Source organism: Stutzerimonas chloritidismutans AW-1, from assembly GCF_000495915.1.
Taxonomy (GTDB): domain Bacteria; phylum Pseudomonadota; class Gammaproteobacteria; order Pseudomonadales; family Pseudomonadaceae; genus Stutzerimonas; species Stutzerimonas chloritidismutans.
This window is the reverse complement of sequence record NZ_AOFQ01000058.1, coordinates 72,100-92,688: the sequence shown is the minus strand read 5'-3', so window position 1 is coordinate 92,688 and position 20,589 is coordinate 72,100. Positions and strand designations below refer to the sequence as shown.

The window sequence follows — 20,589 nt, the reverse complement described above, 5'->3', positions numbered from 1 at the left end:
CATGCATTCCGAATCTCCTATCAAGCGTCGCCAATCCCGCAAGATCTGGGTGGGCAATGTGCCGGTCGGTGGTGATGCGCCGATTTCCGTACAGAGCATGACCAATACCGAGACCTGTGATGTCGAGGCGACGGTTGCGCAGATCCAGCGCCTGGCCAATGCAGGTGCCGATATCGTCAGGGTTTCAGTGCCTTCCATGGAGGCTGCCGAGGCCTTTGGGCGCATCAAGCAACTGGTGCAGTTGCCGCTGGTGGCCGACATCCATTTCGATTATCAGATCGCTTTGCGCGTGGCCGAGCTCGGCGTTGATTGCCTGCGCATCAATCCGGGCAATATCGGTCGCGAAGATCGCGTGCGCGCGGTGGTCGATGCGGCGCGCGACAAGGGCATCCCGATCCGCATCGGGGTGAATGCCGGTTCGCTGGAAAAGGACCTGCAGAAAAAGTACGGCGAGCCGACCCCGCAGGCGCTGGTGGAGTCCGCCCTGCGCCATGTCGATCATCTCGATCGCCTGGACTTCCAGGACTTCAAGGTCAGCGTCAAGGCTTCCGACGTATTCATGGCGGTCGAGGCCTATCGGTTACTGGCCGGGCAGATCGAACAGCCGCTGCACCTGGGCATTACCGAGGCGGGTGGACTGCGTTCCGGCACCGTGAAGTCCGCGGTCGGGCTGGGCATGCTGCTCGCTGAAGGCATCGGTGACACCATTCGCGTGTCGCTTGCGGCCGATCCTGTCGAGGAAATCAAGGTCGGCTTCGATATCCTCAAGTCGCTGCGTCTGCGTTCACGTGGTATCAACTTCATCGCCTGCCCGAGCTGTTCGCGGCAGAACTTCGATGTGGTCAAGACCATGAACGAGCTGGAAACCCGCGTGGAAGACCTGCTGGTACCGATGGACGTTGCCGTGATCGGTTGCGTGGTGAACGGCCCGGGAGAGGCGAAGGAGGCCCATGTCGGGTTGACCGGTGGCAGCCCTAACAACCTGGTCTACATCGACGGCAAGCCGGCGCAAAAACTGAACAACGAAAATCTCGTCGATGAGCTGGAGCAGCTCATCCGACGCAAGGCCGCCGAGAAGCTCGCGGCCGACGCGGCGGTCATCGCGCGCAGCTGATCTTTAAGGAATCCCATTGAGCAAGTCCCTGCAAGCCATTCGTGGCATGAACGACATCCTGCCTGCGCAGACCCCGACCTGGCGTTATCTGGAAAGCACCTTCGCGCAACTGCTCGACAGCTACGGCTACAGCGAGATTCGCCTGCCTATTCTGGAGTTCACCGACCTCTTCGCTCGCGGCATCGGTGAAGGCACCGACGTGGTCGACAAGGAGATGTACACCTTCCTCGATCGCAACGAAGAGTCGCTGACCCTGCGTCCTGAAGGCACTGCCGGCTGTGTGCGCGCCGTGCTCGAGCATGGCATGACCGGCGGCGGCCAGGTGCAGAAGCTCTGGTACACCGGGCCGATGTTCCGTTATGAGAAGCCGCAGAAGGGCCGCTATCGGCAGTTCCATCAGATCGGCGTGGAAGTCTTCAACCAGCCTGGGCCTGATGTCGACGCCGAGCTGATCGTGATGACGGCGCGCCTGTGGAAGCAGCTCGGCCTGGCCGACGCTGTAACGCTGCAGCTCAACAGCCTGGGCTCCAGCGAAGCACGTGCGCGCTACCGCGATGCGCTGGTGGCCTACCTGCAGCAGCGTTTCGATCAGCTCGACGAGGACAGCCAGCGACGCCTGACGACCAATCCGCTACGTATTCTCGACAGCAAGAATGCCCAGACTCAGGCGCTGCTGGCCGATGCACCGACGCTGCATGACTACCTCGACGATGAGTCGCGCGTGCATTTCGAAGGCCTGAAGGCGCGCCTCGATGCAGTCGGCATCGCCTACGAAATCAACCCGAAGCTGGTGCGTGGTCTGGATTACTACGGTCGAACCGTGTTCGAGTGGGTTACCGACAAACTGGGCTCGCAGGGCACCGTCTGCGCTGGCGGCCGTTACGATGGCCTGATCAGTCAGTTTGGCGGTAAGCCTACCCCGGGTGTCGGCTTCGCCATGGGCGTCGAGCGCCTGGTGCTGCTGCTGGAAACCCTTGGTCTGGTGCCGGACGCCCTGAGCCCGGCGCCGCATGCCTATATCTGCGCATTCGGTGAGCCTGCTGAGCTGGCAGCACTGGCTCTGGCCGAGCGCCTGCGCGATATGCTGCCAGGGCTGCGCCTGCTGGTGAACGCCGGTGGCGGCAGTTTCAAGAGTCAGTTCAAGAAAGCGGACAAGAGCGGCGCGCGCTTTGCGCTGATCCTGGGTGACGACGAACTGGCAGGGCGCGTGGTAGGTTGCAAGCCGCTACGCGACGACAGCGAGCAACAAAGCATTGCCTGGGATGCTCTGCCCGAGCGTCTGGCTGCCTGCCTCGAGCAGGTCTGAGACTAAGCGAATGAAAGGAGTGACAGCGTGACCTCGGGTACCGAAGAAGAAACACTGGCGCAGATCAAAGACTGGTGGCAGCGCAACGGCAAGCCTCTTCTGTTTGGGGCTGTGCTCGCTCTGGTCTTGGTGTTCGGCTGGCAATTCTGGCAGAACCATCAGGTCAACCAGGCGCAGGGTGCCTCGGTGATCTATCAGCAGCTGCTCGGCGCAGCGCTGGAAGAAGGTGAAGCCGATGCGGCGGAAGTTGCGCGATTGGGCAATCTGCTGAAGAAAGATTTCGCCGGCACGCATTATGCGCAGTACGGCAGCCTGTTCGTGGCGAAGGTGGCGGTCGAGTCGGGGCGGTTGGACGAAGCGGCTAGCGAGCTTCGCGCCGTGGTCGACAAGCCCGCCGACAAGACGCTGGACGAGCTGGCTCGTCAGCGTCTGGCACGCGTTCTGGCTGCGCAGGACAAGGCAGAAGAAGCGCTCAAGCTGCTGGACGGCAAGGCTGATCAGGCCTTCGCTGCCAGTCGCGAGGAACTGCGCGGCGATCTGCTGGTGCAGCTTGGCCGACGCGACGAGGCACATGCGGCCTACACCGCGGCGAAAGAGTCGCTGTCCCAGGATGCGGCCATCGGTGGTCTGCAAATGAAGCTGGATGATCTGGCCCGAGGGGAGGCGTAAACGATGCGCTGGAAGACTGCAGCATTGCTGACCCTGGCCGTACTGGCCGCGGGTTGTAGCAGCAAGGACACTAAAGAGCCGGAACCGGCGGAGCTGACCAAGTTCGAGGCGGAAATCTCCTTGAAGAAGGAGTGGAGTCGTTCGATCGGTGAAGGGCAGGGCAAGACCTACAACCTGCTGACGCCGGTGGTGTATGGCGACCAGATTTACGCCGCCGATGTCGAAGGGCTGGTGGTATCCATGGATCGCCTGACCGGCAAGGTCAACTGGAAGAAGACGCTTGATACGCCGGTTTCCGGCGGGGTAGGCGCCGGGTACGGCCTGGTGCTGGTTGGCACCCTGCGCGGTGAAGTGCTGGCGCTGGACGTCAGCACGGGCGAGGAGCGCTGGCGCAGTCAGGTCAGCAGTGAAGTGCTGGCTGCCCCGGCCGTCAATGGCGACATCGTCCTGGTGCAGACGCAGGATGATCGGCTGCTCGCGCTGGAGATGGATACCGGCGCGCAGCGCTGGAGCTACGAGAGCTCTCCTGCGGTGCTGACGCTACGCGGGACCGGCGCACCGCTGCTGACCAATCAGCTGGCCGTTGCCGGCCTGTCCAGCGGCAAAGTGGTCGCACTGGATACCCGTCGCGGGCTTCCGGTCTGGGAGCAGCGCGTTGCCATTCCGCAAGGACGTTCGGAGCTTGAGCGGGTCGTCGACATCGACGGTGGTCTGCTGCTATCCGGTGGCACGCTCTACGTCACCAGCTATCAGGGCCGTGCCGCGGCACTGGAACTGGAAAGTGGTCGTGTCCTCTGGCAGCGCGATGCGTCCAGCTATTCGGGTGCTGCGCTCGGCTACGGTAGCGTTTACCTGAGCCTTGCCGACGGCACTGTCGAGGGGATCGACGAGCGCTCCACGACTGCTCTGTGGCGCAATGAGTCCATGGCGCGCCGCCAGCTTTCGGCTCCCGCAGTATTTTCCAGCTATGTTGTGGTGGGTGACATCGAAGGCTATCTGCACCTGCTAAGTCAGGTCGATGGTCGTTTCGTCGCTCGCGAGCGTATCGACAGCTCTGGCGTCCGTGCCCGTCCGGTAGTCGAGGGCGACTGGCTGTATGCCTTCGGCAATGACGGCAAGCTGGTGGCGTTGACTATCCGTCAGGCTGACTGACCGCAAGTTGCGCCCACGGCTCCGCCTGGCGGAGTCCTGAATATTCGGCCGCTGCAATGCAGCGGCCTTCGTGTTTTCTGAAATATCGCAGTGGAGAGCCGCATGGTTCCCGTAATCGCCCTGGTGGGCCGCCCGAACGTCGGCAAGTCCACCCTGTTCAATCGTCTGACCAAGAGCCGCGACGCCATCGTGGCCGAGTACGCCGGTCTGACCCGAGATCGCCAGTACGGCGAGGCCAAATGGCAGGGCCGCACCTACATCGTCATCGACACTGGTGGTCTGACCGGCGATGAGGAGGGCATCGATGCCAAGATGGCCGAGCAGTCCCTGCAAGCCATGCAAGAGGCCGATGCGGTGATGTTCATGGTTGACGCGCGTGCCGGCATGACGCCTGGCGATCAGATGATTGCCGAACACCTGCGCAAGATGAACAAGCGCCATTTCCTGGTGGCGAACAAGGTCGACAGCATCGATCCGGATATCGCCCGAGCGGAATTCAGCCCGTTGGGCCTGGGCGACGCCCTGCCGATCGCCGCCGCCCATGGCCGTGGTATCACCCATATGCTCGAGCAGGCACTCGGCATGTTCCCCAAGGACAACGCCGAAGTTGCCGAAGCCGAGGGTGAAGAGGGCGAGACGGTTGCCGAAGGAGAAGAGCTCAAGCGCATCCCTGGACCGAGCGAAAAGGATGGCATCAAGATCGCGATCATCGGCCGGCCCAATGTGGGCAAGTCGACGTTGGTCAATCGCATGCTCGGCGAGGAACGGGTCATCGTTTATGACCAGGCCGGTACAACCCGCGACAGCATCTACATTCCCTTCGAACGTGACGACGCGAAGTACACACTGATCGACACGGCCGGTGTGCGCCGTCGCGGCAAGATCTTCGAGGCCGTAGAAAAGTTCTCGGTGGTCAAGACGCTGCAGGCGATTCAGGACTCCAACGTCGTGATTTTCGTCATGGATGCCCGCGAGGGCGTGGTCGAACACGATCTGAACCTGCTCGGCTTCGTGCTGGAAAGCGGTCGGGCGTTGGTCATCGCGCTGAACAAGTGGGACGGCATGGAGCCGAGTGAGCGCGACTATGTGAAGACCGAGCTGGAGCGTCGGTTGTTCTTCGTCGAGTTCGCCGACATCCACTTCATCTCCGCCAAGCATGGCACCGGCGTCGGTAATCTGTACAAGTCCGTGCAGGCCTCGTTCACTTCAGCCGTGACGCGATGGCCCACCAGCCGTCTGACGCAGATCCTTGAAGATGCGGTCCGCGAGCATGCGCCGCCCATGGTTGCCAGCCGCCGGATCAAGCTTCGTTACGCGCACTTGGGCGGCGCCAACCCGCCTCTGATCGTGATCCATGGCAACCAGGTTGACTCGATTCCAAAGTCCTACACCCGTTATCTGGAAAACACCTACCGACGCGTTTTGAAGCTGGTCGGTACGCCGATCCGTATCGAGTACAAGGGCGGAGAAAACCCTTACGAGGGCAAGAAAAACACGCTTACCGACCGCCAGGTCAACAAGAAGCGCCGTCTCATGTCGCACCACAAGAAGGCCGAGAAGAAGCGCCGCGACAAGCGCTGACTGCTCAGCGATCTCCGTCGAACGACTGGTCCATATCCAGGGCCGGTCGTGCGTGGCGCGGCGTGCCGACCTGACGAGCCGGATTGCCAACCACCGTGGTATGCGGCGCAACGGGATGCAGCACGATGCTGCCGGCGCCAACCTTGGCGCCTTCGCCAATCTCGATGTTCCCGAGAATCTTCGCTCCAGCGCCGATCATCACGCCGCTGCGCACCTTCGGATGGCGGTCGCCGCCTTCCTTGCCCGTACCGCCCAGGGTAACGCCCTGCAGGATCGACACGTCATCGCCCACCACAGCGGTTTCGCCGATGACAATGCCGGTCCCGTGATCGAGCATGATGCCACTGCCGATGCGGCTGGCCGGGTTGATGTCGATGCCCAGGCGTTCATTGCTGCGTGCCTGGATGAACATTGCCAGCAGGCGTTCGCCCCGTTCATGCAAGTGGTGCCCGACACGATAGGCCTGTAACGCCAGATAACCCTTGGAGAACAGGAACACTTCCAGCGCGGTGTCGAACGCCGGGTCGCGGCTGACGATTGCCTGCAGATCAGAGCACGCCACCTCGGCGAGCGCTGCGGCCTGTTGGTGAATGCCAGCGAAACGATCAGTCAGCGTACGGCTCTGCTCGGTGCCTTCCGCCAGTGCTTGCCCAATGCGCTGGGCAAGCGCGCAGCCGAAATCGGGATGGTCGAGGATAGCCCGCTGGAATAGCGCGGCCAGGGTCGGCTCCGCATCCAGCGCGTGAAGCGCCTGGGCGCGTAGCTCGTTCCACAGCGTGCTGACTGAATGACTGGACATGCGAGGTTCCTTATTGTCGATACGCGAGGGTGCTCGTTCGCTGCACTGTAGCAGCCCGATGGCAGGCGCCGTGCACCCTCGTATCGTGCATCGCTGTTCGGCTATCCTGTCTGCCTTCCTGCCGAACCCCCGTGCGGCAGGCTTGTCGGAAGGCTGACATGCTCATCAGTAAACTGCCCAACGTTGGCACGACCATCTTCACCACCATGTCCCAGCTGGCCGCGGACACCGGTGCGCTGAATCTCTCTCAGGGCTTTCCCGATTTCGATGGCCCCGACGCGTTGCGCGAGGCACTGGCCCGCCACGTCATGGCGGGACACAACCAGTACGCACCGATGACCGGATTGCCGGTCCTGCGCGAGCAGGTCGCGGTCAAGGTCGCCGGGCTGTACGGACGGAAAGTGGATCCTGCCACCGAGGTCACGATTACCCCGGGTGCTACCCAGGCGATCTTCTGTGCGATCCAGGCAGTGATCCGGCCGGGTGATGAGGTCATCGTCTTCGATCCGTGCTATGACAGCTACGAGCCATCGGTGCAGCTGGCTGGTGGCGTCTGCATTCACCAGCAACTGAGCCTGCCGGATTTCCATATCGATTGGCAGCGCCTGGCCGATGCCATTACCCCGCACACGCGGATGATCGTGCTGAATACGCCGCACAACCCCAGCGGTGCATTGATCGATGCTGATGATCTCGACCGTCTGGCGGCGCTGATCCGCGAGCGTGACATCTATCTGCTCAGCGACGAGGTCTACGAGCATCTTGTGTTCGACGGCCGCGAGCATGCCAGCGTGCTGCGCCACGATGAGCTCTATCAGCGTGCATTCGTCATCAGCTCTTTCGGCAAGACCTACCACGTCACCGGCTGGAAGACTGGATACGTGGTGGCGCCGCCTGCACTCAGCAGCGAGCTGCGCAAGGTGCACCAGTACGTCAGTTTCACCGGTGTCACTCCGCTGCAGTGGGCGTTGGCCGATTTCATGGCCGAGCATCCCGAGCACATCAGCGAGCTACCGGCGTTCTACCAGGCCAAGCGCGATCTGTTCTGTGACCTGCTGGCGGGCTCGCGCTTCAGCTTTACCCGTGCCACCGGAACCTACTTCCAGCTCGCCGACTATTCGGCTATCCGTCCTGATCTGGATGACGTCGCCATGGCTGAGTGGCTGACCCGCGAGCACGGGGTTGCGAGCATTCCGATTTCGGTTTTCTACCAGAGCCCCCCGGCCGATCTGAGGCTGGTGCGCTTCTGCTTCGCCAAACGAGAGGAGACGCTGCGTCAGGCGGCGGAAAGACTATGCGCGATCTGAACAATCTGCCCGACCTCGAACTGGCGCTGGTGCAAACCAGCCTGATCTGGCAGGACGCTGCGGCCAACCGCGAGCGCTTCGCCGTACTGCTGGATCAGGCCAGCGGTGCGGACCTGATCGTCCTGCCGGAGATGTTCACCACCGGTTTTTCCATGGATTCGGCCGCGCTGGCCGAGCCGGAAGAGGGGCGGACCTACGCCTGGCTGCGCGCTCAGGCCGCGCGACTGGATACGGTGATCACCGGCAGCGTGATCATCGAGGCGGCCGACGGCAGTCACCGCAACCGACTGCTCTGGGCGCGCCCGGATGGTGAGGTGCTGCACTACGACAAGCGTCATCTGTTCCGCATGGCGGGTGAGCACAAGCACTACACCCCTGGGCAGCAGCAGGCGCTGTTCGAGGTGAACGGTTGGCGCGTGCGCCCGCTGATCTGCTACGACCTGCGCTTCCCGGTGTGGAGCCGCGATCCACACGGCACCGACCTGCTGCTCTATACGGCGAACTGGCCAGCCGCGCGCCGCGATGCCTGGAACCGCCTGCTGCCGGCGCGGGCCATCGAGAATCTGTGCTATGTCGCGGCGGTCAACCGGGTCGGCGAAGACGGCAAGGGCTATCCCTACAGTGGCGACAGCCAGGTGCTCGACTTCAAGGGTGACACGCTGCTGAACGGCGAAGAGCGTGATGCCGTGTTGCGCTGCACGCTGCGCTCACGCGATCTGGCGGCGTTCCGCGAGCGCTTCCCGGCCTACCACGATGGCGATCAGTTCGAGCTCAAACCCTAGGCCCGGACCTCGGGCGATAGCCTGCTGCACTAAGGCGAGGCAGCGAGGTGCTGCGCTAACGGCGGGGAGCGTGAACGGCTGTTGTGGGGAGGCTCCCACGCTGGCGGCCGGGCACCCGCTGGTTAGTGCGTTGTGCTGTGGCGCCGTCGACGCCACAACAGCCAGCCATAGATCAGCAGATTGACCAGCAGCACTATTGCCGCCAGCACATATTGCACCGGTATGCTCAGCCAGGCCGGGTAGATCAATGGCAGCAGGTAGTGCTCGATAAAGCCCGCCTCATACCCCGCGTCACCCGCCAGCCGTCGCAGCAGATTCTCCCAGTACGTCAGCGGACACGGCCTCCCGGTCAGCTCGACGAAAACGCCCCAGACGATCGCCGGAATGTGCAGCAACACGAAGCCGCGTTTCCATGCGACCAGCAAGCCGCCAAACAGCACGAAGAGAATGAACCCGAGGTGCAGGAGCAACACGGCGTCCGCGCCAACTCGATAGAGCATTGGGCTACGCCGTCGCGTCTGCGCGACTCATGCCGCGGATCTGGCGATCCTGCAGGCGCGCCATGAGGGTGACGGACAGGAGAGCGCCGAGCATTGCCATGAACATGTCCGATTGGGTATCCCATGGATCGCCCTGGGTGCCGAGAAAATCCTCCGCGCCCTGCCCGGCGATAAGCGCCACCCACCATTCGATGAGCTCATAGAAGGCGCTGAAGGCCAACGCGACACAAAGTGCGAGAAAGCCGAGCATCTTTCCTGGCGCGACGAAGCGCAGGCGGAGCAGGATCTCCCGTGCTAGCAGCGCAGGCGTCACACCCTGAATGAAATGGCCGAGCTTGTCGTAGGGATTGCGGCTGAGGTCGAACCATTCCTGCACCCAGAATCCCGGTGGTACCCGCGCGTAGGTGTAGGTGCCGCCGAGGATCAGGATCAGCGCATGAACGGCGATCACCACGTAGAGCAGTCGCGTCAGCGGCAGGCGCTGGTGGCTCCACAGCAGCAGGGGCGCAGCGATCAGTACCGGAGCGACTTCCAGCAACCAGGTGGCACGGTCATACGGAGCGATCGCGGAGCAGGCCAGCGCCAGCAGCACTACCAACCCCAGCGTTGAATAGAGTGTTCTGTCCTGCATCAAGTTAGCCGTCGTGATCGATCCAGCCGGCAGCATGCCGGGGAGCCAGTCGGCCTGCAACCGGACGCAGGGTCAGGGCGCTTCAACCCTGGCGGGCGGGCGCCGCTGCCGAGCGGGAGATCGAACGTTTGCAGCGCCGCAGGTCGACGGCACCGACATAGGCATTGGCATTGCCCTGCACGCAGGCGATGCGCTGGTTGCGCGTGCGCTCCCATTCGCTGACCGGATGCCGGCGGTTCCAGATGTCGTACAGGCGCCGGTCCTGTTTCGACAGGCGCAGTTTGTAGCGCTCGCTCATGTACAGATAGGTGCGGGCGATGGCACCGCGGCTGTACTCGGGTGGCATGGCCGTGCGCTGCTTGAAGTTCACCACGAAGGGGCAGGCACCGTACTGGCTGGGCTTTTCGCTGAGCATGCCGAAGCCGAAGTTGCTGCGGTCGCCGTTCACCTCGCCGACCACCGGAACCAGGTTGTGCAGGTCGGCTTCGGCCAGGCTGAAGATGGGGTCTTTGGCGGTGCACTGCTTGCGCCCGCCCTGTTGCCAGCACTGACGCTGATGGCCGATGACCCAGGCCGGGACGATGTGCTCCCACTCCACCCGTTGAGCGCGCTTGGGCTGCTTGCGCGGGACATAGCCGCAGCTGCGCAGGTCGATGCGATTGCCCTTGAAGCTGCAGCCGCAGTAGAAGTCCACCGGTCGGTCGGCATAGAGCGTCCAGGCGACCTTCTTCGCTTCGCGGAAGGTGCGAGGCGCATCGGCGTAAGTGTTGGTGCAGTAGAACAGAGCAAGCAGAAAGAGACTGAGGCGGCGCATGGAATTCTCGACAACTGAACGAGTGTCGCATCCATGCGCGGGCCGGCATCTTACCTTTCGTTTAAGTAAAAGTAATAAAAAACAATAACTTGCATGATGTCACCAGGCCTTCATACGGCCCAGGCGGTTGATCTGCAGAGAGGCGAGAATGATCGCGCCGCCGACGGCGAGCAGAATCAGGTTGGTCGTGGTGCCCCAGAACAGCAGGTTGAGCAGCAGGCCCACCGGCACGGCCATGTTGTTCATCACCGCCAGGGTGCCGGCATCCACCAGGGTCGCGCCCTTGTTCCAGTAGAACTGGCCCAGCGCGGTGGCCAGCACGCCCATCCAGACCAATACGGTCCACTGCGTCGTGGTAGTCGGCAGTTTCTCGACGTTACCGAACAGCAGCCACGCCGGCAGCACGATCAGCAGTGCGCCGAGGAAGAAGTAGCCGAAGCGGCGATGCAACGGCACGTCGGAGGGGTACCGCTGCGCCAGATGCTTGTAGAACACCTGGCCGGCGGCGAAGGTGAAATTGGCCAGCTGCATGAGCAGGAAGCCGCCGAGAAAATCGCCGGAAACCCCGTCGTAACGGATGAGCCCGGCGCCGAACACCGCGACGGCTGCCGCGACCAGCGCCCAGGGGTTGAAGCGACGGTTGAGCGCGTCGTCGATCAGCGTCACGTGCAGCGGCGTGAGCACGGTGAACAGCAGCACTTCGGCGACCGTCAGAACGTTGAAACTCATGTACAGGCAGAGATACGTCACGCCGAACTGCAGCGCGCCGACCAGGGTCACGCCGGCGATGAAGCCGGGGGCGACACCGCGCCAGCGGGTCAGCGGCAGGAACACCAGGCCGGCGAGAATCACTCGGGTCAGCACTGCGAAATAGCTGTCCACCTGGCCGGCCAGGTAGACGCCGATCAGGTTGAAGGAAAAGGCCCAGAGCAGGGTGACGAAGATCAGATAGCGCATACCGCCTCCACGACGAAGGCCGGCGACCTTAGCGGCTGCGCATGAAAGAGGGAAGGGCTGGCGCGCCCGCAGGCTCGCCAGCCGAGCGGTCAGGCCGCTTTCAGGGTGGCCATGTCGATGACGAAGCGGTACTTCACGTCGCTCTTGAGCATGCGCTCGTAGGCTTCGTTGATGTCCTGCATGCGGATCATCTCGATGTCCGAGACGATGCCGTGCTCGGCGCAGAAGTCGAGCATCTCCTGGGTTTCGGCGATGCCGCCGATCAGCGAGCCGGCGATGCGGCGGCGCTTGAAGATCAGGCCGAACACGCTGGGTGACGGGTGCGGCGAAGCCGGTGCGCCGACCAGCGTCATCGTGGCGTCGCGCTTGAGCAGATTCACGAACGCATCGAGGTTGTGCGGCGCGGCAACGGTGTTGAGAATGAAGTCGAAGCTGTTGACGTGCGCAGCCATCTCCTCCTTGTTCTTCGACACCACCACTTCCGACGCGCCGAGGCGCAGCGCATCTTCCCGCTTGTCCGGCGAGGTGGTGAACAGCACGACCTTTGCACCCATGGCGTTGGCGATCTTCACCGCCATATGGCCAAGACCGCCGAGGCCAACTACACCGACCTTCTGCCCCGGGCCGACCTTCCACTGGCGCAGTGGCGAGTAGGTGGTGATGCCCGCGCAAAGCAGCGGCGCGACGGCGGCGAGGTTGTCGGTGTGGTTGATGCGCAGCACGTACTTTTCGTCCACCACGATGTTGTCGGAATAGCCGCCAAGGGTGTTCTCGCCACCGCCGAAGGCCGGACCGTTGTAGGTGCCGACGAAGCCGTTCTCACAATACTGCTCCAGCCCCTCGCCACAGGAGGAGCAGCTGCGGCAGCTATCGACCAGGCAGCCGACGCCGGCGATATCGCCCGCCTTGAACTTGCTGACGTTCGCGCCGACCGCGCTCACGCGGCCGACGATCTCGTGGCCGGGCACGGATGGATACAGCGTGTTGTTCCACTCATTGCGTGCGGTATGCAGGTCCGAATGGCAGACGCCGCAGAAGAGAATCTCGATCCGTACATCGTTAGGCCCAACTTCGCGGCGCGAAAACGAGTAGGGGGCGAGCGGGGCGCTCGGGTCGAGGGCGGCGTAACCGATGCTGTTGCTCATGGCGGCTCCTTTGTTCGTTCGGGATTTGCAGAGGCCAAGCCTAATGGCACCGGAAACAGGAGCGTTTGCACAATCCTGCCGATGGCTGACGTGTTTCTGCCGAATTGCCGGGCCTGGCTGACTGAGTTGGGAGGGTATTGGGAGGCGAACAGTTCAGTCGCTCACCGCAGTCGGGCGCGACCGGCGACGCGTGGCGGCGCCGCAACAATGTGCCGGCGCCATCGGTGATGGCGCCGGCGGGACGAGCTTGCCGGCGCAGCGCTCAGGAATGGCGAGCCCGATGGGCTCGCCGCAGGGGCTCAGGCGGCCTGCTCCTGCGCCTCTCGCAAGGCCCGGTTCATGGCACTGAACAGCGCGCGGATGCTGGCGGTGGTGATGTTTTCGTCGATGCCGATACCGTGCAGCGGGCGCTCGCCGTCCAGGCGTACCTCGATATAAGCAGCGGCCTTGGCGTTGCTGCCGGCGCCGATGGAGTGCTCGTGGTAGTCCATGATCTCCAGCTTCACTGGCAACGCGGCGACCAGCGCTTCCAGCGGCCCCTTGCCGATGCCGCGCCAGTGAGCGATCTCGCCATCGGTCGCGACTTCCACATCCACCGCACTGGTGCCGTTCTCTTCCTGCAGACGATGGCCCTTGAGCGTGTACGGCGCGGTGGCCTGCAGGTACTCGGCTTCCAGCAGCGCGTAGATCTGTTTGGCACTCATCTCCAGGCCCAGGCGGTCGGTTTCCTTCTGCACCACCTGGCTGAACTCGATCTGCATGCGCCGCGGCAGGCTGATGCCGTATTCCTGCTCGAGCAGGAAGGTGATGCCGCCCTTGCCGGACTGGCTGTTGACGCGAATCACCGCCTCGTAGCTGCGGCCGATGTCGGCCGGGTCGATCGGCAGATACGGCACCTCCCAGACGCCTTCCGGGTCCTGCAGGGAAAAGCCCTTGCGGATCGCATCCTGGTGCGAGCCGGAGAACGCGGTATGCACCAGATCACCGACATAGGGATGGCGCGGGTGTACCGGCAACTGGTTGCATTCCTCGACCACCTTGCGCACGGCGTCGATATCGGAGAAGTCCAGTTGCGGGTCGATGCCCTGGGTGTACATGTTCAGCGCCACGGTGACCAGGTCGACGTTGCCGGTGCGCTCGCCATTGCCGAACAGGCAGCCTTCGACGCGATCAGCGCCGGCCATCAGGCCCAGCTCGGTGGCGGCCACGCCGGTGCCGCGGTCGTTGTGGGTGTGCAGGCTGACCAGCACGCTGTCGCGACGGTCGACGTGGCGGCAGAACCACTCGATCTGGTCGGCGTAGATATTGGGCGTGGCGGCTTCCACCGTGGCCGGCAGGTTGAGGATCAGCTTCTGCTCGGGCGTCGGCTGGAACACCTCGATCACCGCGTTGCAGACTTCGACGGCGAACTCCGGCTCGGTGGAACTGAAGATCTCCGGCGAGTACTCGAAACGCCAGGCGGTTTCCGGGTTCTGCGCAGCCAGGCGCTTGATGATCTGTGCCGCGTTGACCGCGATGTTCACCACGCCGGCCTTGTCCTGATTGAAGACGATGCGGCGGAAACTCGGCGCGGTGGCGTTGTAGTAGTGGACGATGGCCTGCTTGGCGCCCTTCAGCGACTCGAAGGTGCGGGTGATCAAGTCTTCGCGCGCCTGGGTCAGCACCTGGATGGTGACGTCGTCAGGGATGTGCCCGCCTTCGATCAGCTCGCGGACGAAGTCGAAGTCGGTCTGCGAAGCAGAGGGGAAGCCGACCTCGATTTCCTTGATGCCGACCTGCACCAGTGTCTTGAAGAAACGCATCTTCTTCGCGGCATCCATCGGCTCGATCAGCGACTGATTGCCGTCGCGCAGATCCGAGCTCAGCCAGATCGGTGCCTGGGTGATGGCCTGCGACGGCCAGGTGCGATCCGGGATGTCGATGGCCGGAAAGGCGCGATATTTTTTCGATGGGTTCTTGAGCATGGTCATGGTGTTTCCCCAGGCGATCCTTGAGCTAGCAACTTGTCTGCCCATTACGGGCATCGGTTTATGGTGCAAAGCTAGTGCTTCGTGGTTATGCATTGCAAGGGTTGATAAAAAATTGATGGTTTATTGCTGTAATTGATGCTTATTGGTGATTGGTGCTGGTTTGGTCATGAAAATCCAAGCTTGATTGCGCGGCTGTGTTGCGGCCTCATGTCGCAGCGGCCGGGGCGAAAAGGCTGTGCGATCATCCCGCCACTTCATAGGGTCATGTCACGAAGGACACGCCGGTGACACGCAAAAGGCTTTCGACAATGAGCATCTGGCTTGGCCTGTTCGCCATGCTGATGATTCATGTCGGCCCGTTGTTCTCCGCCGTCCAGGCCGCCCAGGGCAGTGCGCAGCATCATCACCATGCCGAGCATGAGCCAACCTCCCACGGTCATCACGGCCAGGCACGTGCGGGCGATCCCGCCTGGCTGGCAGCGCTCGAACTCTGCGGCTACTGCGAGCTGTTGACGGTCAATCCGCCGCTCAGCCTGTCCGTCGATCTGGTGCTGCCTCGCCACGCGCCGGCTTACTTCCACCCACTTCCCGAGCAGCCGCAGGCTCCTGCGCTGCGCCGCAGCAGCGGCCACCCCCGCGCGCCACCGTCTATCCACTGCTGACCGTAATCAGCCGCCTCGTTGCGGCCTAATCACATGCAGAAGTGGAAGTTCTTATGTCCAGCATTACTCATGGCTGTACGGCGCGAGCGCGCCTGTCTGAGCGTTTTTTGATTCAACCATCCCGCCTGCGTTGGCAGTTCGCCCATGCCGCGCTGCTGGGAATGCTCGCCAGTGGCGCACTGGCCGCGGAGGCTGAGCATGCCGGCCATGCGGAGCACGCCGAAGCCGTTGAACTGGCGCCGATGGTCATTACCGGCGTCGGCCAGCAGTCCCCACTGACCGTGGTGACCGACCCCAAGATTCCCCGTCAGCCGATGCCGGCCAGCGACGGTGCCGACTACCTGAAGACCATTCCCGGCTTCTCTGCCGTGCGCAACGGCGGCGTCAACGGCGATCCGGTGTTCCGCGGCATGTTCGGCTCGCGCCTGAAACTGCTCTCCAACGGCGGCGAAATGCTCGGCGCCTGCCCGAATCGCATGGATTCGCCGAGCTCGTACATCAGCCCGGACACCTTCGACAAGCTCACGGTCATCAAAGGGCCGCAGAGCGTGCTCTGGGGGCCAGGTGCCTCGGCCGCCACCGTGCTCTTCGAGCGCGAGCCGGAGCAGTTCAGCGAGCCGGATTACCGCCTCAACGGCAGCTTGCTGACCGCCTCCAACGGTCGCTTCGACCGCAACCTGGACGCCGCCGCCGGCAACAGTCAGGGCTATGCGCGGCTGATGGCCAACAGCTCCCAGGCTGACGATTACGCCGATGGCAACGGCGATACCGTGCCGTCGCGTTACGACAAGTGGAACACCGACATCGCCCTGGGCTGGACGCCGGATGCGGACACCCTGGTCGAGCTGACCGCCGGCCGCGGCGATGGCTACGCGCGCTATGCCGGGCGCGGGATGGACGGCAGCCAGTTCCAGCGTGAGAGCCTGGGGCTGCGCTTCGAGAAGACCAATCTCGGCGAGACCTTCTACGGGCTGGAGGCGCAGGTCTACTACAACTACGCCGACCACATCATGGACAACTACAGCCTGCGCGATTTCGTGCCGTCGATGATGATGCCCAACCCGACGCTGTCGCGGGTCGACCGGCGTACGCTGGGTGGCCGGCTGGTCGGCACCTGGCAATGGACGGATGTCGAGCTCAAGGCCGGGGTCGATGCCCAGCGTAGCGAGCACCGCAAGGTCATGAACCCGGCCGGCGCTGCCAACCAGATGGTCAACGCTGCGGGAAGCGACGCACTGCCCTGGGTGCCGGACGCGATGTTGCACAGCTACGGCGTCTTCGGCGAGCTGACCTGGCAGCTCAGCGAGCGCGAGAAGCTCATCAGCGGCCTGCGCCTGGACCTGCACGAAGCGACCGACGAGCGGGAGTTCTTCCGCAGTCATGACGCTTCGAGCATGCCCATTGTTTCCCGCAACTGGGACAACCCTACTGCCGGTGAAACGCGTCGCGACACGCTCTACAGCGGCTTCCTGCGCTATGAGGAGGAACTCGTCAGCCTGCCCGCGACCTGGTATGCCGGCCTCGGCCATGCCGAACGCTTCCCCGACTATTGGGAGTTGTTCGTTTCCAATCCCGGCCCGGTGGGCACGCTGCAACCCTTCGACTCGGTGCGGCCGGAGAAGACCACGCAGCTGGACGTCGGCCTGCAATACGCCAAGGGGTCGCTGGAGGCCTGGGTTTCCGTCTATGCCGGCCTGGTCGAGGATTACATTCTGTTCAGCTATGTGCCCGGCGTAATGCCCGGCATGCTTCGCGCCGAGGTCAGCAACATCGACGCTACCATCGCTGGAGCCGAGATGGGCGCCAGCTACCGCTTCACCAGCAACTGGAAGGGTGATGCGAGTCTGGCCTATGCCTGGGGCAAGAACCGCAGCGACGATCGTGCCATGCCGCAGATCCCGCCACTGGAAGGACGTCTGGGCGTGACCTACGAGCGAGACAACTGGAGCACCAGCGGCCTCTGGCGCGTGGTCGCCTCGCAGGGTCGGGTTGCAGAGAACCAGGGCACGGTGGTCGGCAAGGACTTCGACGAGAGCGCCGGCTTCGGCGTGCTGGCGGTCAACGGCGCCTACCGGCTGAACAAGAACTTCAAGCTCAGTGCGGGCGTCGACAACCTGCTGGACAAGGCCTACAGCGAGCATCTCAATCTAGCCGGCAGTGCGGGCTTCGCCGATTACGGCCTTGAGCCCACCAGCCGAGTCAATGAACCGGGCCGCACCTACTGGGCGCGGGTCGACATGAGCTTCTAACGAGACAACGGCGGTAAAGGAGCGAGGGTTCGCCTCGCTCCGGACGTAGGTTGGCGCTGAGGCGCGGGGCGTGCTGGAGCGGCTCGCGGCGCTGGCATCAGGGATGACGCACGGGCAGCGCTCAAGGCGGTTTCAGCGGCTTCGTGCCTCAGCGCCAACCTACGATTAACTTCTTTCCTCGGCCGGATGTCCTTCCGGTTGCTGCAATGCGGGCGCGCCCGGCTGGCGCAGTGAATCGCGCCAATCGCGTACATCGCCGCCGCTTGGGTGCTGGAATACCCGCAGACCGAATTCCGGCAGGATCGCCAGCAGGTGGTCGAAGATGTCCGACTGGATGGCTTCGTACTGCGTCCACGCCACCGTATTGGTGAAGCAGTAGATTTCCAGCGGCAGGCCGTCCGCAGTTGGGCTCAGCTGGCGCACCATCAGCGTCATGTTCTGGTGCACGCCGGGGTGGGCGCGCAGATAGCGCTCGACATAGGCGCGGAACGTCCCGAGATTGGTCACCCTGCGGGTGTTGACCGGGTCCTGCCCACGCTCGGCGAGCTTGGCGTTCCACTCGTCGATCTCCTTGCGCTTGTTGACCAGGTAATCCTCCAGCAGGCTAAAGCGATACAGCCGCTTGCGCTCGTCGGCATCGAGAAAATGCACGCTCTGCTGATCCAGATACAGGCTGCGCTTGATGCGCCGGCCGCCGCTTTCCTGCATGCCGCGCCAGTTCTTGAACGAATCCGAGATAAAGCGCTTGGTCGGGATGCTGGTGATGGTCTTGTCCCAGTTCTGCACCTTGACGGTATGCAGCGCGATATCGATCACGTCGCCGTCGGCATTGAGCTGCGGCATCTCCACCCAGTCGCCGACGCGGATCAGGTCGTTGGAGGTGATCTGTACGCTGGCCACCAGCGAAAGCAGGGTGTCCTGGAAGATCAGCATCAGCACCGCCGCCATGGCACCGAGGCCGGAGAGCAGGATCAGCGGCGAACGGTCGATCAGAGTGGCGATGATGAGGATGGTGGCGATCGCGTAGATGACGATCTTCACCACCTGCAGATAGCCCTTGATCGGGTGCAGGCGCGCGTCCGGTCGGCGTTGGTAGACCACGTTGATGATGTCGAGCACCGCGCCGAGCGCCAGCGCGATGGTCAGCACGATGAAGCCGCCGCAGACGTTCTGCACCACGGTCACCGCGGCTTCCGGCAGGCCCGGTACGGTCGTCACGCCAAGCGATAGCACCAGTGCGGGGACGATGTTCGACAGCCGCTTGATGATGCCGAAATCCTGCAGTTCGCCATCGCGGGTGTGGCGCAGTAAACGGTAAAGGCCACGCACCAGGATGCGCTTGACGATCCAGTTGGACAGCCAGGCGGCGAAGATCAGCGTGGCACTGGCGAGCAGCGTCTGCAGTTCGGGGTGGGCTCTGAGCCAGTCCAGCCAGCCGGCCAGATCGTCAGACATGTGAATCTCCATTGAGAGGTGAGGGCGCGGCCTTGGCAAATTGCCTTGGCCGCTGCCCGGCTTGTCGGTGTGGCTTGGTCAGCGGATAAATTCGCGGCTGATAAATTCGCGGCTGATACTCTTGAACAGTTCGGTGCCGGCGCGTTCCATCCATTCGAAGGCAACCATCTCCCGCGAGACGATCACCGCGCCGGCCTGGCGCATGCGCTCCAGGGCCAGCGCCTTGTCGCTGGCCCGCCGCGAGCTGACGCCTTCTTCGACGACGAAGACTTCGTTGCCACGGGCGCGCAGGTCCAGCACCGTCTGCAGCACGCACACGTGAGTCTCGCAGCCGCAGATGACGAACTGCTGGCGTTCGCCACCCGGGCGCTGGAACAGTTCGCCGTCGCCGGCCGCGGAAAAATGCAGCTTCTCGATAATGGCGGTCTCGTCGACGTTGTCACGCAGAGCCGAAATCGTGTGGCCGAGGCCCTTGCTGTACTGCTCGGTCAGCAGCACCGGCACACCGACTCGCTGCGCCACCTGTTGCAGCCAGGCGGTGTGCTCGGCCATGGCTGCATTGTCGAGGATCACCGGAAACAGGCGTTCCTGGATGTCGATGATCAGCAGGGTGGAATCCGTTGCCTTGATACGCATCGCAGTGCTTCCTCGTGGTTCAGGGTTTGTAGGCGCCGATGAAGATGGCCGGGTCGACGCGGGCATCGTTCAGGCTCACGTTCCAGTGCAGATGGGGGCCGGTGGCACGCCCGGTCGCGCCGACCTTGCCGAGCACCTGGCCACGCGCCAGTTGGTCGCCGACCTTCACGCCAATTTCGGAGAGATGGCAGAACATGCTGATCAGCCCCTGGCCGTGGTCGACGAAAACGGTCTTGCCGTTGAAGAAGTAGTCACCAGTGAGTATGACCTTGCCGGCCGCCGGTGCCTTGATCGGCGTGCCGCTCTTGGTGGCGAAATCCAGGCCCGAGTGCGGGTTACGTTCCTCGCCGTTGAAGAAACGGCGCAGGCCGAACGGCGACGACAGCGGGCCGTCCACCGGGCGATCGAACAACAGATTGCTTGGCTGGTTGGCGCTGAACTGCCGATAGGCGCGGGTCTGTTCGTCCAGTTCGCGCTCGATGCGCTTGAGGTCTGCCGGATTCGGATTGACCTGGCGCTGGTTCTTCAGCGTGATGTGCTGCGCTCGATAGTCGCGGCTCTCGACCTGGAAGGTTTGGGGTCGACCATCGATCTCCAGCTGCTGCGCGCCCGGCTTCACCGACAGCGGGATGCCGACGATGGCGATCCAGCGTTTGCCATCCTCACGCACCACCAGGGTCGGCTTGCCCTGATAGCGAGCCTGCGGTGCGCTAGCGCCGTCACCTAGCTCGATCACGGCAACGCCGCCGGGCACAGGCTTGTTCAGCAGGCGGGTGATGAAGCCCTCGGCATGGGCGCAAAGGGGAAGGGCGAGGCATAACAGCAGGGCGAGAAGGCGTGGCATGAAAGGATCCGCTGGA

Annotated in this window: 19 protein-coding genes; 9 read left to right on the top strand and 10 right to left on the bottom strand. The window is 63.3% G+C overall.

Going from position 1 to position 20,589, the window contains the following annotated elements; translation table 11 throughout:
- Position 1 precedes the first annotated feature (1 nt).
- The 5 genes from ispG (at position 2) to der (ending at position 5,822) form a co-directional block, all read left to right on the top strand.
- Complete coding sequence (ispG, locus tag F753_RS44040; protein WP_003298158.1) at positions 2–1,114, top strand: flavodoxin-dependent (E)-4-hydroxy-3-methylbut-2-enyl-diphosphate synthase; 1,113 nt, start codon at positions 2–4, stop codon at positions 1,112–1,114.
- A 16-nt stretch (positions 1,115–1,130) separates the two neighbouring features.
- Positions 1,131–2,420 (top strand): histidine--tRNA ligase, encoded by a 1,290-nt coding sequence (hisS, locus tag F753_RS44035; protein WP_023446543.1) that lies wholly within the window; start codon positions 1,131–1,133, stop codon positions 2,418–2,420.
- Between the two features lie 27 nt (positions 2,421–2,447).
- Positions 2,448–3,089 (top strand): tetratricopeptide repeat protein, encoded by a 642-nt coding sequence (locus F753_RS44030; RefSeq protein WP_014819471.1) that lies wholly within the window; start codon positions 2,448–2,450, stop codon positions 3,087–3,089.
- 3 nt (positions 3,090–3,092) lie between these two features.
- Positions 3,093–4,241: an outer membrane protein assembly factor BamB gene (bamB, locus tag F753_RS44025; protein WP_023446542.1), complete on the top strand. Its 1,149-nt coding sequence runs from the start codon at positions 3,093–3,095 to the stop codon at positions 4,239–4,241.
- Positions 4,242–4,343: 102 nt separating this feature from the next.
- Complete coding sequence (der, locus tag F753_RS44020) at positions 4,344–5,822, top strand: ribosome biogenesis GTPase Der (RefSeq protein ID WP_014819473.1); 1,479 nt, start codon at positions 4,344–4,346, stop codon at positions 5,820–5,822.
- 4 nt (positions 5,823–5,826) lie between these two features.
- Here der and cysE read toward each other — a convergent pair whose 3' ends face one another.
- Positions 5,827–6,621, bottom strand: coding sequence for a serine O-acetyltransferase (cysE, locus tag F753_RS44015; protein WP_023446541.1), 795 nt, complete (start codon positions 6,619–6,621; stop codon positions 5,827–5,829).
- A gap of 158 nt (positions 6,622–6,779) precedes the next feature.
- Between cysE and F753_RS44010 the strand changes: the two genes are divergently transcribed.
- Positions 6,780–7,928: a pyridoxal phosphate-dependent aminotransferase gene (locus F753_RS44010; protein WP_023446540.1), complete on the top strand. Its 1,149-nt coding sequence runs from the start codon at positions 6,780–6,782 to the stop codon at positions 7,926–7,928.
- Positions 7,916–8,710: an amidohydrolase gene (locus F753_RS44005; protein ID WP_023446539.1), complete on the top strand. Its 795-nt coding sequence runs from the start codon at positions 7,916–7,918 to the stop codon at positions 8,708–8,710. Before F753_RS44010 ends, F753_RS44005 begins: the two co-directional genes overlap by 13 nt.
- Before the next feature lie 122 nt (positions 8,711–8,832).
- Here F753_RS44005 and F753_RS44000 read toward each other — a convergent pair whose 3' ends face one another.
- The 6 genes from F753_RS44000 to leuA form a co-directional block, all read right to left on the bottom strand.
- Complete coding sequence (locus F753_RS44000; protein WP_014819477.1) at positions 8,833–9,210, bottom strand: DUF2784 domain-containing protein; 378 nt, start codon at positions 9,208–9,210, stop codon at positions 8,833–8,835.
- 4 nt (positions 9,211–9,214) lie between these two features.
- The gene (locus F753_RS43995; RefSeq protein WP_014819478.1) at positions 9,215–9,841 is read right to left on the bottom strand and encodes a DUF2238 domain-containing protein; all 627 of its coding nucleotides are present in this window, start codon (positions 9,839–9,841) and stop codon (positions 9,215–9,217) included.
- An 82-nt stretch (positions 9,842–9,923) separates the two neighbouring features.
- Entirely contained in the window at positions 9,924–10,655 is a 732-nt protein-coding gene (locus F753_RS43990; RefSeq protein WP_023446537.1) for an endonuclease, read from the bottom strand.
- A 99-nt stretch (positions 10,656–10,754) separates the two neighbouring features.
- Positions 10,755–11,612, bottom strand: coding sequence for a carboxylate/amino acid/amine transporter (locus F753_RS43985; RefSeq protein ID WP_023446536.1), 858 nt, complete (start codon positions 11,610–11,612; stop codon positions 10,755–10,757).
- 89 nt (positions 11,613–11,701) lie between these two features.
- Entirely contained in the window at positions 11,702–12,757 is a 1,056-nt protein-coding gene (locus F753_RS43980; protein WP_023446535.1) for an NAD(P)-dependent alcohol dehydrogenase, read from the bottom strand.
- Between the two features lie 299 nt (positions 12,758–13,056).
- Positions 13,057–14,727, bottom strand: a complete 1,671-nt coding sequence (gene leuA / locus F753_RS43975) for a 2-isopropylmalate synthase (RefSeq protein ID WP_023446534.1) — start codon at positions 14,725–14,727, stop codon at positions 13,057–13,059.
- A gap of 308 nt (positions 14,728–15,035) precedes the next feature.
- Here leuA and F753_RS43970 point away from each other — a divergent pair, with 308 nt between their 5' ends.
- On the top strand, positions 15,036–15,389 hold the full coding sequence (locus tag F753_RS43970) for a DUF2946 domain-containing protein (RefSeq protein ID WP_023446533.1): 354 nt from the start codon (positions 15,036–15,038) through the stop codon (positions 15,387–15,389).
- 53 nt (positions 15,390–15,442) lie between these two features.
- Entirely contained in the window at positions 15,443–17,638 is a 2,196-nt protein-coding gene (locus F753_RS43965) for a TonB-dependent copper receptor (protein WP_023446532.1), read from the top strand.
- Positions 17,639–17,803: 165 nt separating this feature from the next.
- On the opposite strand, the gene F753_RS43960 is transcribed toward F753_RS43965, so the two are convergent.
- From F753_RS43960 to F753_RS43950, 3 genes are all read right to left on the bottom strand, one after another.
- On the bottom strand, positions 17,804–19,093 hold the full coding sequence (locus F753_RS43960; protein ID WP_014819485.1) for a mechanosensitive ion channel family protein: 1,290 nt from the start codon (positions 19,091–19,093) through the stop codon (positions 17,804–17,806).
- 78 nt (positions 19,094–19,171) lie between these two features.
- Positions 19,172–19,729 carry a hydrolase gene (locus F753_RS43955; RefSeq protein ID WP_023446531.1) on the bottom strand — a complete coding sequence of 186 codons (558 nt, stop codon included), beginning with the start codon at positions 19,727–19,729 and terminating at the stop codon, positions 19,172–19,174.
- Between the two features lie 19 nt (positions 19,730–19,748).
- On the bottom strand, positions 19,749–20,573 hold the full coding sequence (locus F753_RS43950; protein ID WP_023446530.1) for a M23 family metallopeptidase: 825 nt from the start codon (positions 20,571–20,573) through the stop codon (positions 19,749–19,751).
- Positions 20,574–20,589: the final 16 nt, after the last annotated feature.